This window comes from Halobacterium sp. GSL-19 (genome assembly GCF_016917855.1).
Lineage (GTDB): Archaea > Halobacteriota > Halobacteria > Halobacteriales > Halobacteriaceae > Halobacterium > Halobacterium salinarum.
The window spans coordinates 1,171,882-1,185,817 of the sequence record NZ_CP070377.1 but is presented as its reverse complement, the minus strand read 5'-3'; the positions used below and the strand labels follow the sequence as shown (position 1 = coordinate 1,185,817).

Below are 13,936 nucleotides of genomic sequence, written 5' to 3'. Positions count from 1 at the left end.
TCCTCCCCACGAGCGATCACGGTACCGTTCCCCACGACACGCTTAAGTTAGCGTACAGTCTTGTACACTACAACCCAACATCGTTCATTGGTGACCACAATGCAGGGATACATCGAGCGCGTCGCGGCCGGCGAGGACCTCTCGCTTGACGCCGCCCGCGACGCCGTCACGACGCTGTTCGAGGACGCCACCGACGCCGAGATCGGCGCGCTGCTCGGCGCGCTGCGCGCGAAAGGCGAAACGGAAGCCGAAATCGCCGGCTTCGCGCAAGGCATGCGCGACGCCGCCATCACCGTCGCGCCCGACTGCACCCCGCTGGTCGACACGTGTGGCACTGGCGGCGACGACTACGACACGATTAACGTCTCCACGACCGCCGCGCTGGTCGCCGCCGGCGCGGGCATCCCGACCGCCAAACACGGCAACTACTCCGTCTCCTCGGCGTCGGGCAGCTCCGACGTGCTCGACGCCCTGGGCGTCGAGTTGGCCACCGACCCCGCCGCCGTCGAAGCCCGCATCGAAACCGACGGCATCGGCTACATGCACGCACCGGCGTTCCACCCCGGCATGGAGGCCGTCATCGGCCCACGGCGTGACCTCGGGGTTCGCACGATCTTCAACCTCCTCGGCCCGCTCACCAACCCCGCCCGCGCGGACGCCCAGGTCGTCGGCGTCTACGACCCGGCCCTCGTCCCCGTGCTCGCGCGTGCGCTCTCGCGTATGGCCGTCGACCGCGCGCTCGTCGTTCACGGCGCTGGCCTCGACGAGTTCGCGCTCCACGGTGACTCCACGGTCGCGGAAGTCGACGGCGACACCGTCACCACCACCACCGTCTCGCCGTCGACGTTCGGGCTCGCGGAGGCCCCGATCGACGCCGTCGCCGGCGGCGGCCCCGAGGCCAACGCGGCCGACCTCCGGGGCATCGTCACCGGCGAGCTCACCGGCCCCAAACGCGACATCGTCGTGGCGAACGCGGGCGCAGCCATCTACGTCGGGGGTGGCGCTGACTCGCTCGCGGCCGGTGCCGACCGCGCCGCCGCCGCCATCGACTCCGGGGCCGCCGCGGACACGCTCGCCGCGCTCACCGACGCCCACGCGGTGCAGCAATGACTCGCGTGAAAGTCTGCGGGCTGACCACCGAGCGCGACCACGCCGCGGCCGTCGCAGCCGGCGCGGACGCGGTCGGCATCATCGCCGACGTCCCCGTCGAGACGCCCCGCGAGGTCAGCGTCGAGACGGCCACCGCGCTGCGCGCCGCCACCCCGCCGTTCGTCACCAGTGTCCTGGTCACGATGCCGGCCACCCCCGAGCACGCGGTCGACCTCGTGCGGACGGTCGCGCCCGACGCCGTCCAGTTGCACGGCGATCTGCCAGTCGGCGACGCGGCGTACGTCGCCGCGAACACGCCGTGCCCGGTGATCAAAGCGGTCACCGCGGGCGACCAGTCGGCCGCCCGCTATGCCGACGTCGTCGACGCGCTGCTCGTCGACTCCCCGTCGACGGACGACGCCGGTGCCGGCGGCGGCACCGGCCGCACACACGACTGGGCCGCAACCCGCGCGTTCGCCGACCGTGTCGACACGCCGGTCGTGCTCGCCGGCGGACTCACCCCCGCGAACGTCGCCGACGCGGTCGACACCGTCGACCCGTTCGCCGTGGACGTCGCCTCCGGCGTCGAGGCGCGTCCCGGCGAGAAGGACCACGCGGCCGTCTCGGCGTTCGTCGCGCGCGCCACAGCCACGCCCGACCCCACCCTCACATGATCGAAACCGACCGCGAGACGTTCGCCGCACTCGCCGACGATGGTCCCGCGATCGTGCGCGTCGCCGCCGACCTCGACGTCGACGTGGCACCGCTGACGGCGTACGACGCGCTCGTTGCCGACGCCGACGACCATGCCTTCCTGCTTGAGAGCGCGGAAAAGACCCCCGCCAGCGACCCCGACGGGGCGTTTACCCCCGACACGACCACCGAAGAGACCCGCCACGCCCGCTACTCGTTCGTGGGCTACGACCCCGCCGCCGTCGTCACCGTCGACCCCGACGACACGACGATCACGCGGCTGCGCGACGACCCCATCACCGACCTGCTGGACGCCCCCGACCACGCCACCGGAGATGTGCTTGACCGCCTCCGGTCGGTGATGCCCGCGGTCCCGCGCCGCAACATCCCCACCGAGGACCGCCAGCTGCTCGATGGCGGCCTGGTCGGGTTCCTCGCCTACGACGCCGTCTACGACCTCTGGCTCGACGAGGTCGGCGTCGAGCGCCCGCCGACGCCGCTGCCGGACGCGGAGTTCGCCGTGACCACACGCACGCTCGTGTTCGACCGCGCCACCGACTCCGTCTCGCTCGTGTGCACGCCGGTCGCCGACGCCGACACCGCCACGGACGTCTACGACGCCCTCGAAGCCGAAGCCAAGCGCGTGCAGGCCGTGCTTCGGGACGCGACCGCGCCCGCCACCGCCGGCATCGAGGTGACCGCCGAGCGCGCCGGCGACCGCGACGCCTACACCGACGCCGTCGAGACCGCCGCGACCGCGGTCCGGGACGGCGAAGTGTATCAGGCGGTGGTTTCACGCACGCGCGAGCTTGACGGTGACATCGACCCGCGGGCGCTCTACGACGCGCTGCGCGCGGTCAACCCCTCGCCGTACATGTTCCTGCTCGCGCACGGGGACCACACGGTCGTGGGTGCCAGCCCGGAGACGCTGGTCGCGGTCCACGACGACACCGTCGTCACGAACCCGATCGCGGGCACCTGCCAGCGCGGCGCCAGCCCGGTGGCGGACCGCCGCCTCGCCGGGGAGATGCTCGCCGACGAGAAGGAACGCGCCGAACACACGATGCTCGTGGATCTCGCGCGCAACGACGTGCGCCGCGTGAGCGCGCCCGGCACCGTCTCGGTGCCCGAGTTCATGCGCGTGCTGAAGTACAGCCACGTCCAGCACATCGAATCCACGGTCACCGGGACGCTGGCCGCCGACGCCTTCGACGCGACCCGCGCGGCGTTCCCGGCGGGCACCCTCTCGGGCGCGCCGAAGGTCCGCGCCATGGAGCACATCGACGCCATCGAAGCCACACCGCGGGGCATCTACGGCGGCGGCGTGGGGTATTTCTCCTGGACCGGTGACGCGGAGCTCGCGATCACCATCCGATCCGGGACGATCACCCACACCGGCGACGAGGACACGCTCACCGTCCGGGCCGGTGCGGGCGTCGTCGCCGACAGCGACCCGGACGCCGAGTACGAGGAGACGGCGGCGAAAATGGACGGCGTGCTCGCGGCCGTGGACCGACTCCGAACGACCGACGACGGGGAGGCGGTGCACCGATGAACGTCGTGGTCGTGGACAACTACGACTCGTTCACGTACAACCTCGTGGAGTACCTCTCCGCGCAGCCCCGCGACGACCACGCCCCCGACGTGACGGTCCTGAAAAACACCGCGTCGCTGGCCGCCGTGCGGGCCGCCGACCCCGACGCTGTCGTCATCAGCCCCGGCCCGGGCCACCCCGATACGCCCCGCGACGTGGGCGTGACGACCGACGTGTTGCGCGCGGTCAGCCCGCGCGTGCCGACGCTCGGCGTCTGTCTCGGCATGGAGGCCGCCGTCCACGAATACGGCGGCACCGTCGGGCGCGCCGCCGAGCCGATGCACGGCAAGACGACGCCCGTCTCCCACGACGGGACGGGGATCTTCGCGGACATCCAGCAGGACTTTCCCGCGGCGCGATACCACTCCCTGGTCTGCACGTCGATCCCCCCGTGCTTCGAGGTGACGGCGACGACCCGTGATGGGTCGCTACCGATGGCGATCCGCCACCACGACCACCCCCTGGCGTGCGTGCAGTTCCACCCGGAGTCGGTGCTCACCGGCGTGGGCCACGACGTCATCGGGAACTTCCTGGACGCCGCCGCGGCTCACTGACACGCCTACAGGAGGACCGAAACCACCCAGAGCCCGGCGACGACGACTGTCGCCGCGGCGACCAGCTTCCACGCGATACTCAACAGCAGCCGTCCGATGAACACCAGGGCAGCCATCGCACCCAACGCCAGCAGCGCCGTCCCCAGGGGTGAGTTCGTGACCCCGGCCAGCGCCAACAGTGGAGTGGACATACCGGGGGCCACGACCTGGGTCGGCGTAAGTCTGTGGGAACACCCCTTTCGTTCGAGTGGATGTTGAAACTGAAAGGGTGGTCCCGTCACCCGATTCGTGGGTGCACACACCGACCACTTTCACTCCGGTTGGGGAGGGTTCATAGGCCGCCCCGTCGTACGCCAGAGACACGCCGCAGTGGGTGGCGCACGCGGCCCGGCCAGGGGTGCCGAAAGAACACAACTACTAACCCCCTGTGCCGGCTACCAGTGTGTCGTTCCCGAACCCGACGATCAGTCATACATGAATTCCGAATCCACTACAACACCGACTGTTGTTCAGCGTGATAGCCAATGAGCTCCGAGGACCTCTCCGCGGACGATCTCACCCTGCCGGTCAAGCGTGTCACCGGTGACAGCCTCGAAGACCGCCTCACTGCGAACGCCTACCACAACATTCTCCCGGCGCGGTATCTCCGGAAAGACACCGACGGCGAGCACGTCGAATCCCAGGAGGACCTCTTCGAGCGCGTCGCGAAGAACATCGCGCTCGCGGAGGTCGTCTTCGAGTCAGACGAGCCAGTCACGGCCACGCCCAGCCAGCTCAAACCCGACCACCCACGCCGCGATGAACTCGCCGCCGAGGTGTTCGGGTCCGACGTCGATCCCGACAGCGAGACGGCGACCGTCGAGCTCACCGACAGCAACATCAACAAGTTCGCCTACGACACGGTCGTTCCGGAACTCGACGATCCCGAGGTGCGCGAGCACGTTGAGGGCGTCGCCGCGGAGTTCCAGGATCTGATGGCGTCGCTGTCGTTCATGCCGAACTCGCCGACGCTGATGAACGCCGGCGACGAGCTCCAGCAGCTGTCGGCGTGTTTCGTCGACTCGCCGGACGACGACATCACGGACATCCACCAGACCGCCAAGGAGGCCGCCGAGGTCTTCCAGTCCGGCGGCGGCATGGGGTACGCGTTCTGGCAGCTCCGGCCGTACGGCGACACCGTCGGCTCCACCGGCGGCATCGCCTCGGGGCCCCTGACGTTCATGGAGACGTTCGACCAGATGTGCGAAACCATCGCGCAGGGCGGCGCGCGGCGGGGCGCACAGATGGCCGTCATGCGCGTCAGCCACCCCGACGTCGTGGAGTTCATCCACGCCAAGAACAAGGACGTCTCGCTGGCCCAGACGCTGAAGCTCAACGACCCCGACGACTACACGTACACCGAGTTCTCGGAGGCCCTCGAAGAGGCCCGCGACCTCATCGACGAGGACGGCCGCGTCCCCGAACACCTCCGGAACGCCGTCGAGGGCCACCTCTCGAATTTCAACATCTCGGTGGGCGTCACCGACGGCTTCATGGAGGCGCTTGAGGCCGGCGAGGAGTACACGTTCACGAACCCGCGCACGGGCGAGGCCCACATCGCCACCGAGGAGACCAAGGAGATGTACTCCCGGTACGGGCTTGGCCACTACGTCACGCCCGGCGAGGAACTCACGCTGCCCGCCGAGGAGCTCTGGAGCCGCATCGTCGAGGGTGCCCACGAGAACGGCGAACCCGGCGTGATCTACCTCGAACGCGTCAACGACGAGCACTCCTTCGACGTCGAGGAGCATCCCGACCACCGCATCCTCGCGACCAACCCCTGCGGCGAGCAGCCCCTCGAAGAGTACGAGGCCTGCAACCTCGGGCACATCAACCTCTCGACGCTCGCCGCCCAGGACGCCCCCGACTGGCGGGTCTGGAGCCAGACCCACGACTTCGACACGCTCGAAGCGGGCGTCAGTCGGTTCCTCGACGAGGCCATGGACACCGACGCCTTCCAGCGCCGCATCGAGATGGGCACGCGGTTCCTGGAGAACGTCGTCACGATGTCCGACTTCCCCGTCCCGGAGATCGAGCAGAAGGTCTCGGAGATGCGGAAGATCGGCCTGGGTGTCATGGGGCTGGCCCAGCTGTACATCCAACTCGGCGTGAAGTACGGCAGCGAGGAGGGCAACGAGATCGCCAGCCAGCTGATGCAGACGATCAACCACGACTCCAAGACCGCGAGCCACGAGCTCGCCTTGGAGCGCGGGAGCTTCGACGAGTGGGACAACTCCAAGTTCGCGGCCCCCACGGAGTACGCCGACTGGTTCGAACACCACACCGGCGAGGACGCCGCCGACTGGGCGGACGGCTACCCGATCCGCAACCACAACACGACGACCATCGCGCCCACCGGCACCACCTCGATGGTGGGCAACACTACCGGTGGCTGTGAGCCCATCTACAACGTCGCCTACTACAAGAACGTCAGCGACGACGTGCAGGGCGACGAGATGCTCGTGGAGTTCGACGACTACTTCCTGCGCACCCTGGAGGACAACGACATCGACGTACAGGCCGTCAAAGAGGAGGCCCAAACGCAGATGGCGAACAACGACTTCGACGGCGTCGACGGGCTGACGACGGTGCCCGACGCCATCGGTGAGCTGTTCGTGGTCACCAGCGACCTCTCCGGGAAGGACCACGCGGCCGTCCAGACCGCCTGCCAGAACGGCGTCGACTCGGCCATCTCGAAGACGTGTAACTTCCCGAACGACGCCTCCGTCGAGGACATGGACGAGGTGTACCGCTACATCTACGACAACGGCGGGAAAGGCGTCACCGTCTACCGCGACGGCACCCGCAGCAAGCAGGTGTTGACGACGCGCGCGGACAACACCGAGTTCTCCGGGCTGGACGAAGAGGAGGCCGCCGCCGCGATGGTCGACACCATCCAGGAGACGTTCGGCGGCATCGAGGGCTTCCTGGAGAACGACGACATCCAGGACGCGTTCGGCGCGGACCTCCGCGAGCTGTTCGCGACCGGCGACGACGCCGCCTTCGACGAGGAGGACTTCGCCGAGAAGCAGCCCCGGCCGGACCTCCTGCACGGCGTCACGCAGCGCGTCGACACCGGGTACGGGAAGCTCTACGTCACCATCAACGAGAACCCCGAGCGCGAGCGCCCCTTCGAGCTGTTCGCGAACACGGGCAACTCCGGCGGCTTCACCGGCTCGTTCACCGAGGCGCTGGCGAAGACCATTTCGGTGGCGCTACGATCCGGCGTCGACCCCGACGAGATCGCGGACAAACTCCAAGGGATCCGGTCGCCGAAAGTGGCCTGGGACAAGGGCGAACAGGTCAACTCCATCCCCGACGCCTTCGGGACGGCGCTGCGGCGGTACCTCAACGGCGACGTCGACCGTGCGGCCTACCCCCAGCAACAACACCTCACCGAGATCGACGCCGACGACGCCGCCCACCACGAGACCGACGGCGGCGCTGCCGAGTCGCTGGGCGGTCCTCAGGGACCGACCGGTGCCGGCGAGAGCGCCGACGCACAGCAGCAGTCCCAGGACGCGACCCAGTCGCTGATCGACGCCGGCGAGAGCCCGGAGTGCCCCGAGTGCGGGGCGATGACGCTGTACTACAGCGAGGGCTGCAAGACGTGTGAATCGTGTGGCTGGAGCGAGTGCTGACACAGCAGTAGCCGCCCGCGTGTGACGAACACGCTTTTGTTCGCCGCGGCGTAGCGATCGTGTATGCCGACCGAGGCCCCGGGGTGTCCGCGGTGCAGCGCCGCCCTGTTCAAGCGCCACTGCAAGTACGTCTGCCCACAGCACGGCGTCGTCTATGACTGCGCGGACACGTTCTGGCTGTCCTAAGCCCGGCGGAGCCGCCGGTACGCGATCGGCGCGAGGAGCGCCGCCGCCACCGCGCCGCCCGCGATCGCGTACGCCGGCGTCACCGACGCGCCGAGCGGATCGAACGCGTCGAACGTGTTGCCGACCGCAACCGCCCCGACAACCCACGGCAACTCCCCGACCAGCGTCCCGATCCCGAACACGCGAGGGGTGACGCCGCCCGCGCCCGCAGCGGCCGACACCGGCTCCGCGGGCGTCGGTGCGATGCGGGCCGCGACGAGCCCGCGCAGCCCGCCGGCGGCGTCGAAATACCGCCGGCTGCCCGCCGAGAGGCGGCCGAACACGCGCCCGTCCCTGGGCGCACCCCGTCCGATCAGGTACGGCGGCAGGCTGGTCGCGACGGCACCCGCCAGGGCGATCGGAACTCCCACGACCAGTCCGTATTTGAACCCGACGAGCAGGGACAGCGCGCTGATCGGCCACGCCAGGAACGGCCGGACCGCATACAGCGCGACCAACACAGCCGGAAACCAGGGGCTGACGGCCGCGTGTCGGAGTGCACCGAGCACCCGCGTCGGCCGGACGACCACCGCAGCCGCCGCGAGACCACCGCCAACCGCGAGCCACGCTGCGTACCGTCGCATCGCCAGGCGGTAGCCGTGACGGACACAAAAGCGCCCGGCTTGCCGTGTCACCCCAGCGGGCAACCCTGAAGTGCGCCGTCCCCGGAGTGGGTGGTATGCCCGGGCACAGCGGATCAGACGGGGACACCGACCGGGTTGAGGTCGGTGTGGAACTGCTCGCAGCCCTCGAATTCGAGTCGCTGTCCGTGGCGGACGCCGTCGACCGCATCGAAGCCGTCACCACCAATCCACGGACCACGCGGGCGATCCTCGACGCGGCCGAGCAGCGCGGGCTCATCGAACGCGACGCCGGGCGGATCTACCCCCAGGGTGGCGGACACGTCGACTTCGACGCGGACGTGATCCGGAAAGACGGGGCGTTCTCGTGTCGGCGCTGTGGGTGCTCGCTGTCGACCGGACACTTCATCCAGTTCGATGCGGGAGAAGTCGGGCCGTTCGGGTCGTCGTGTATCCGGATCGTTACTGGTCGGGAATGAGCGCCTGGAGGTCGTCGAGGCGTTCGCGTTGCTCGTCTAAGACTGCTTGTTGGGCGTCGATGACCGCGCGCTGTTGGTCGATGGTGTCCGCGAAGTCATCGATGACCGCGTGCTGCTTGTCGATGGTGTCCGCGAACTCGTCGACGACCGCGGTCATGTCCGCGAGTTCGGCCGCGAGTTCGTCCGGATCAACCGCTGGTTCGACGTTCGCGGCCGCCGTCTGGAACCCGCTGGATTCGAACTCCGCGTCGTCGGCGGTGGCCTGAACGCCGCGTTTCGCCCCGCGGGTGTTGCGGTTGCCGGCGGGTTCCGTGCCGTCAGTCCCGCCCGCGCGTTCCATCGCGCCCGCAGCGCCGGCCTGCTGGGCTGCGTTCGCGCCCGCCGCGGGGGCGTCGTCCTCGCCGACGGTGCTGGTGTCGATGGGGTCCACGCCACTCCCGAAGGACACCTCTCCGCCGCTGCTGTCGGTCTGCTCGGGGCTGTTGGCGGCGGCCAACTCGGCCGCGCTGGTCACGTCGTGGTACGCGAACACTGCGTCCTCGACGGCCTCACGGACGGCGCGGAACTTGTCGTTGGGTGCCTTGATGCGCTCCGTTCGCTGGGTCGTTTCGAGGACGAGCTGGCTCGAAACGTTGCCGTCTTCGGTCGACAGCCCGGTCACCGTCTCGAAGACGATCTCCTCGAAGTCGAGCCCCCAGACGGCGGACCCGACGTGTTTGACGACGCGGTTGCTGGTGACGACGAGCGTGAGTTCGCTGAACCGGTACGACCGCCGCACCGTCTCCCCGGCTTCGGTGACGTCGGCGGCGTTCAGCACGCCCGCGAGGATCGGATGCAACACGTCGTCGAGGCTGCCCGACGGCACTGAAAAGGAGTCATCGCCGTCCAGCCCGTAGTCGAGGCTGATGGTTGCTTTGCGGCGGCCGTCGCTGACCCGGATCGCTTCGGCGTCGTGGGGATACTCCGAGACCGACTCGTCGCTCAGCAACCCATCGTCGGTGTACAGCAGGCTGCGCGTGGGCGTCACGAACAGCGCGTCTTCCCCCTTCAGCGAGACGTGTGCTGCAACGTCCTCATCGCCGAGTGAGGACTGCACGAGCGAAGGTACGTCCATGTAGGCCAGAAGCCACCGGCTCGGCTTAAACCCGGCGGGTGGTCGACGTAGATGAGAACGTTAAAGAACGGGACCACCATACGGCAAGACGAGCCCGGGTGGCTTAGCTGGTCATAGCGCCGCACTCATAGGGTATCGAGCTTCGGTGCGGCATCCCACTGCCACGTGGATGCTCAGCATGTCCGCGAGGCCCGCCGAGCCTCGAACCTGGGACATGCGGAGATCGAGGGTTCAAAACCCTCCCCGGGCACTCCTGCGATACAGCAACCTGGTAGTCGCAACATCGTCTGTTTGATTTCGAAGATCGCCGCCAGCCGTCACGCGACGATGACCGCCCCCCTGCCGCTGAGCTCCGAGTGCGGCGAGCAGAAGTACCGATACGTACCCGTCGAGTTGAACGTGTGCGTGACGTGAACGCCGGGCTCAGATCGGAGCTCCCGAATCCCGATGGCCGCGGATTTGAACGCAACGGTGTGGGCGCCGTCGCTTTCCTCGCCCGCCCACTTCCATTGGACAGTCGTTCCCTCGGGTACTTTCAGCACAAGCGGGTCGAACTGAGTACTGCCCGAGCTGGTGTCGCCCACTGTTACTGTCGTGGTGTCGGTGACAACCGTTCCGTCATAATCGTGGACCGAGGAAAGCCAGCGGTCGACGTCCGGGTAGCCACTGGTCGGATATTCTTCGACGGCGATGATGCCTTTCATGCCGGACTCACGATCCGGCTCCGAGACGTACCTGTGTGTACCTATCTCCGTGAACGTGTGTGTGAATGTGTGGTCCTCGGTGGCGGTGGAGTCCCCGCTATCGAAGGCACTGTCAACAGCAATGACGTTGTGGGCGCCGCCGTAGCCGGTCCATTCCCACGTAACAGTTGTTCCAGGTGCAACACGCGTGAGCGCGGGCTGGAACGCGTACGGGAGGTCGTGGCCACTGACTGCGATTGATACTGTGGCGTCGCTGCGGTGGTCGGTCCAGCTCTCCGGCGTGTTCGCGCTCGCCACCCATTCGTGCAGACTCATCTCCGAGGGCTGCGTTTCGGTGTGGGTTGTCGTTGGCTGTTGGTTAGTCGTCCCTGTGGTGGTCCGATCAGCACACCCAGCGATAGCGGCCAACCCACCGGCGACGGCGCTACGGAGGAACGTGCGTCGGTCTGGAGCGCGGCCCATAGCACTCATACCTGGGTGAGTGTTGAAACACGCCTGGGCTGTTGCCACTCGCCCATAATCGGCCACAGTGATTATATGCACGAGTGGGAAACGCGTGGGTTTGCCGTCGGCACGTCATCATAGGACCCCGTGTTTGTACTGCGCGACGTGGTCCGAACGGACCCACTGGAATACAAATTCAGTTGTTCTATCTAATCCATAATTGTTTTGCGTCGGGCCGAACCACTCACCACTACACATGCACATCACGGAAGGGTTCCTCCCCGGAATCTGGGCGCTCGTGTGGTTCGTCGTCGCCATCCCCGTCATCAGCTACGGCGCGCTGAAAACCGCACGCCTCGCACGCAACGACGAACTAAACAAATCACACATCGCCGTCGCCGCCGCGTTCATCTTCGTGCTGTCCGCCCTCAAGATCCCGTCGGTCATGGGCAGCACATCACACCCCACCGGGACCGGCATCGCGGTCGTGCTGTTCGGGCCCGCAGTCACGGCGTTTCTCTCTGCGATCGTGTTGCTCTACCAAGCCCTCCTGTTGGGTCACGGCGGACTCACGACGCTCGGTGCGAACGTCGTCTCGATGGGCGTCGTCGGCCCGGTGGCCGGCTGGGTCGTCTTCCGCGCGCTGAACCCCTATCTCGACCTCCAGAAAGCAACGTTTGCGGCCGCGGTCATCGCCGACTGGACGACGTATCTCGTGACCTCCATCCAACTCGGCGTCGCGTTCCCGTCCGGGCCCGGGGTCGCCGGCGTTGTCGACTCCGTCGTCAGGTTCGCCAGCGTGTTCTCGATCACGCAGATCCCCATCGGCATCGTTGAAGGCGCGTTCGCCGCCGGCCTCATCGGCTACATCGCCATGTCGCGCCAGTCCATCACGACGCGACTGGGGGTGACAGCATGAACCGCTGGCTCGCCGCCGGTGGCATCCTGTTGGGCGCGCTCGTCGTGTTCTCGTTCGTGAGCGCCGGCGCGTGGGGTGGTACTGATGGGGTCGCCAACGACACCATCACGACGATCAATCCGTCCTACGAGCCGTGGTTCCAGAGCCTGTGGACGCCCCCGAGCGGCGAGATCGAGAGCCTCCTGTTCAGCATCCAGGCGGCCGTCGGCGGCATCATCATCGGCTACTACCTCGGGCGTGATCGGCCCCGCGGGCAGTCACAGGACATGGGCTCCGACCTGCCGTAGCGCATGCATCACACGACCATCGAACAGATCCAGGTCGCCGCAACGCCCCGGGTGACCGGCCGGTTGAACGTCTACTTCGCGGTTGCCGCGCTCGTGTTGGTCGTCGCCGCCCCACACCGCCTGGCGTACGCCGGCGCGCTCGCGTGCTTCGGTACGCTTGGCGTGGACGCCGGCGGCCGCGACTACCTCGGGGTCCTCCGGCTGCCGGTGTACTTTCTGGCCCCGACGCTGGCGCTCATCGCAGTGTTCACCCCCGGACCGGCGGCCGTCAGTGTCGGCCCGCTTGCGGTGTCCTGGCCGGGCATCCAGCGCACGCTCACGACCGGCCTTCGGTCGCTCAGCTCGGTCACGATCCTCAGCTACCTGATCGTGACGACGCCCGTCCCGGAGGTGGTGGGGGCCCTCCAGTCGCTTCGATGCCCCCGATTCGTCGTGGACGTCTCACTGCTCACGTATCGTGCGATCCAAACACTGTTCGACGAACTCGCGCGCCTCGAACTGGCCGCGTCCTCGCGGCTCGGCTTTCGCACTCGCCGGACGACGCTTGCCACGTCGAAAGCCCTCGCGTTCTCGTTGTTCGTGCGCTCGCTGTCGCGGGCCGACGCCCTCGACGACGCGATGCAGGCGCGCGGCTACGACGGGACGCTGCCGACACCAACAACACCAAACACGGGCTACGGGTACGTGGGAACTGTGCTTGTGGTGTTGGCGGTCACCGGTTGGGGCGTGTGACCGCGGGTGGCGTGCACGCCTCCAGTCCCCGTTCGCGGGCCCCGACTTCTACACATGATTGAAACAACGACCCTACGCTTCTCGCATGGCGACACGACTGTGCTCGACGGTGTGGATTTCACTGCTGAAACCGGCGACGTGACCGTCCTGTTCGGGCGCAACGGCGCGGGGAAGTCGACGCTACTGCGTCACTTCAACGGCCTGCTCGAGCCGGACGCTGGCACCGTTTCGGTGGGCGGCACGCCGATCGCGTACGACGATGACTCGCTGACTGAACTCCGGCTCCGGGTCGGTCTCATCTTCCAGAACCCCGACGACCAGCTGGTCGCACCGACGGTCCAACAGGACATCGCGTTTGGCCCCCGGAACGCCGGCATCGAGGACACCGACCGCATCGAGGACGTCGTCTCGACGTTCGACCTCAGCGAGCAGTCCGAGCGGCTGTGTAACACGCTCAGCGGCGGCGAAAAGAAGCGCGTGTCGCTGGCCGGCGTGCTGGCGATGGACCCCGAGTACGTGTTGCTCGACGAGCCGACCGCGGGCCTCGACGGCGCCGGCTGCCGGACGATCGTGGAGTTCGTGTCCTCGCTGGCCGCCGACGGCATCACGACGGTCATCGCCACCCACGACGTCGGGTTCGGGTTGACCGTCGCGGACACTGTGACCGTGCTCGAAGACGGCGTCATCGACTACCGTGGTGACACGCTGTCCCAGTCGCTCGCCGCGGAGTACGACCTCCGGAGCTACGTCTTCGATGACTGGAGTGATGTCTCCGTGGAGTGACCACTAATCCCATACTACAACCGAACCACCGTAACGGCACGAGAACAACCAATAAACT

15 protein-coding genes and 1 tRNA gene are annotated in these 13,936 nt (G+C 67.8%); 12 read left to right on the top strand and 4 right to left on the bottom strand.

The window, feature by feature from the left end; genetic code table 11:
• Nucleotides 1-99: 99 nt before the first annotated feature.
• Genes trpD through trpG form a run of 4 tightly spaced genes read left to right on the top strand, consistent with a single transcriptional unit; the run spans nt 100 to nt 3,930 of the window.
• Nucleotides 100-1,110, top strand: coding sequence for an anthranilate phosphoribosyltransferase (gene trpD / locus JT689_RS07995; protein WP_205250902.1), 1,011 nt, complete (start codon nt 100-102; stop codon nt 1,108-1,110).
• Nucleotides 1,107-1,763: a phosphoribosylanthranilate isomerase gene (locus JT689_RS07990; RefSeq protein WP_205250901.1), complete on the top strand. Its 657-nt coding sequence runs from the start codon at nt 1,107-1,109 to the stop codon at nt 1,761-1,763. Before trpD ends, JT689_RS07990 begins: the two co-directional genes overlap by 4 nt.
• Nucleotides 1,760-3,337: an anthranilate synthase component I gene (trpE, locus tag JT689_RS07985; RefSeq protein WP_205250900.1), complete on the top strand. Its 1,578-nt coding sequence runs from the start codon at nt 1,760-1,762 to the stop codon at nt 3,335-3,337. Before JT689_RS07990 ends, trpE begins: the two co-directional genes overlap by 4 nt.
• The gene (trpG, locus tag JT689_RS07980) at nt 3,334-3,930 is read left to right on the top strand and encodes an anthranilate synthase component II (RefSeq protein WP_205250899.1); all 597 of its coding nucleotides are present in this window, start codon (nt 3,334-3,336) and stop codon (nt 3,928-3,930) included. Before trpE ends, trpG begins: the two co-directional genes overlap by 4 nt.
• Nucleotides 3,931-3,935: 5 nt before the next feature.
• Here the strand turns inward: trpG and JT689_RS07975 are convergent, their stop codons facing one another.
• The gene (locus JT689_RS07975) at nt 3,936-4,121 is read right to left on the bottom strand and encodes a hypothetical protein (protein ID WP_010903198.1); all 186 of its coding nucleotides are present in this window, start codon (nt 4,119-4,121) and stop codon (nt 3,936-3,938) included.
• Between the two features lie 333 nt (nt 4,122-4,454).
• On the opposite strand from JT689_RS07975, the gene JT689_RS07970 reads away from it, so the two are divergent.
• Together JT689_RS07970 and JT689_RS12435 are read left to right on the top strand one after the other, a co-directional pair.
• Complete coding sequence (locus JT689_RS07970; RefSeq protein WP_205250898.1) at nt 4,455-7,610, top strand: adenosylcobalamin-dependent ribonucleoside-diphosphate reductase; 3,156 nt, start codon at nt 4,455-4,457, stop codon at nt 7,608-7,610.
• Between the two features lie 63 nt (nt 7,611-7,673).
• Nucleotides 7,674-7,796, top strand: a complete 123-nt coding sequence (locus JT689_RS12435) for an HVO_2523 family zinc finger protein (protein ID WP_010903196.1) — start codon at nt 7,674-7,676, stop codon at nt 7,794-7,796.
• Here the strand turns inward: JT689_RS12435 and JT689_RS07965 are convergent.
• A complete protein-coding gene (locus JT689_RS07965) occupies nt 7,793-8,419 on the bottom strand; it encodes a VTT domain-containing protein (RefSeq protein ID WP_205250897.1) in 627 nt (208 codons plus the stop codon). The two genes, JT689_RS12435 and JT689_RS07965, sit on opposite strands and share 4 nt — an antisense overlap.
• 95 nt (nt 8,420-8,514) lie before the next feature.
• Between JT689_RS07965 and JT689_RS07960 the strand changes: the two genes are divergently transcribed.
• A complete protein-coding gene (locus JT689_RS07960) occupies nt 8,515-8,895 on the top strand; it encodes a DUF5830 family protein (protein WP_010903194.1) in 381 nt (126 codons plus the stop codon).
• Here JT689_RS07960 and JT689_RS07955 read toward each other — a convergent pair.
• Nucleotides 8,879-10,009 carry a hypothetical protein gene (locus tag JT689_RS07955; protein ID WP_205250896.1) on the bottom strand — a complete coding sequence of 377 codons (1,131 nt, stop codon included), beginning with the start codon at nt 10,007-10,009 and terminating at the stop codon, nt 8,879-8,881. The genes JT689_RS07960 and JT689_RS07955 overlap by 17 nt on opposite strands.
• A 92-nt stretch (nt 10,010-10,101) precedes the next feature.
• Here JT689_RS07955 and JT689_RS07950 point away from each other — a divergent pair.
• A tRNA-Met gene (locus tag JT689_RS07950) sits at nt 10,102-10,259 on the top strand.
• Between the two features lie 67 nt (nt 10,260-10,326).
• Here JT689_RS07950 and JT689_RS07945 read toward each other — a convergent pair.
• Nucleotides 10,327-11,028 (bottom strand): plastocyanin/azurin family copper-binding protein, encoded by a 702-nt coding sequence (locus JT689_RS07945; protein ID WP_229373350.1) that lies wholly within the window; start codon nt 11,026-11,028, stop codon nt 10,327-10,329.
• A 385-nt stretch (nt 11,029-11,413) separates the two neighbouring features.
• On the opposite strand from JT689_RS07945, the gene JT689_RS07940 reads away from it, so the two are divergent.
• From JT689_RS07940 to JT689_RS07925, 4 genes are read left to right on the top strand one after another with little or no spacing between them, the layout of a single operon-like run.
• A complete protein-coding gene (locus tag JT689_RS07940; RefSeq protein ID WP_205250895.1) occupies nt 11,414-12,076 on the top strand; it encodes an energy-coupling factor ABC transporter permease in 663 nt (220 codons plus the stop codon).
• Entirely contained in the window at nt 12,073-12,363 is a 291-nt protein-coding gene (locus tag JT689_RS07935) for an energy-coupling factor ABC transporter substrate-binding protein (protein ID WP_205250894.1), read from the top strand. Before JT689_RS07940 ends, JT689_RS07935 begins: the two co-directional genes overlap by 4 nt.
• A 3-nt stretch (nt 12,364-12,366) precedes the next feature.
• Nucleotides 12,367-13,095: a cobalt ECF transporter T component CbiQ gene (gene cbiQ, locus JT689_RS07930; RefSeq protein ID WP_205250893.1), complete on the top strand. Its 729-nt coding sequence runs from the start codon at nt 12,367-12,369 to the stop codon at nt 13,093-13,095.
• 54 nt (nt 13,096-13,149) lie between these two features.
• Nucleotides 13,150-13,878, top strand: a complete 729-nt coding sequence (locus JT689_RS07925; RefSeq protein WP_205250892.1) for an ABC transporter ATP-binding protein — start codon at nt 13,150-13,152, stop codon at nt 13,876-13,878.
• Nucleotides 13,879-13,936: the final 58 nt, after the last annotated feature.

Coding starts and splice junctions, on each gene's coding strand:
- trpE (WP_205250900.1), top strand. CDS start 1,760: ATGATCGAAACCGACCGCGAGACGTTCGCCGCACTCGCCGACGATGGT.
- trpG (WP_205250899.1), top strand. CDS start 3,334: ATGAACGTCGTGGTCGTGGACAACTACGACTCGTTCACGTACAACCTC.
- trpD (WP_205250902.1), top strand. CDS start 100: ATGCAGGGATACATCGAGCGCGTCGCGGCCGGCGAGGACCTCTCGCTT.
- JT689_RS07960 (WP_010903194.1), top strand. CDS start 8,515: ATGCCCGGGCACAGCGGATCAGACGGGGACACCGACCGGGTTGAGGTC.
- cbiQ (WP_205250893.1), top strand. CDS start 12,367: ATGCATCACACGACCATCGAACAGATCCAGGTCGCCGCAACGCCCCGG.
- JT689_RS07965 (WP_205250897.1), bottom strand. CDS start 8,419: ATGCGACGGTACGCAGCGTGGCTCGCGGTTGGCGGTGGTCTCGCGGCG.
- JT689_RS07955 (WP_205250896.1), bottom strand. CDS start 10,009: ATGGACGTACCTTCGCTCGTGCAGTCCTCACTCGGCGATGAGGACGTT.
- JT689_RS07970 (WP_205250898.1), top strand. CDS start 4,455: ATGAGCTCCGAGGACCTCTCCGCGGACGATCTCACCCTGCCGGTCAAG.
- JT689_RS07975 (WP_010903198.1), bottom strand. CDS start 4,121: ATGTCCACTCCACTGTTGGCGCTGGCCGGGGTCACGAACTCACCCCTG.
- JT689_RS12435 (WP_010903196.1), top strand. CDS start 7,674: ATGCCGACCGAGGCCCCGGGGTGTCCGCGGTGCAGCGCCGCCCTGTTC.
- JT689_RS07925 (WP_205250892.1), top strand. CDS start 13,150: ATGATTGAAACAACGACCCTACGCTTCTCGCATGGCGACACGACTGTG.
- JT689_RS07940 (WP_205250895.1), top strand. CDS start 11,414: ATGCACATCACGGAAGGGTTCCTCCCCGGAATCTGGGCGCTCGTGTGG.
- JT689_RS07990 (WP_205250901.1), top strand. CDS start 1,107: ATGACTCGCGTGAAAGTCTGCGGGCTGACCACCGAGCGCGACCACGCC.
- JT689_RS07935 (WP_205250894.1), top strand. CDS start 12,073: ATGAACCGCTGGCTCGCCGCCGGTGGCATCCTGTTGGGCGCGCTCGTC.
- JT689_RS07945 (WP_229373350.1), bottom strand. CDS start 11,028: ATGAGTCTGCACGAATGGGTGGCGAGCGCGAACACGCCGGAGAGCTGG.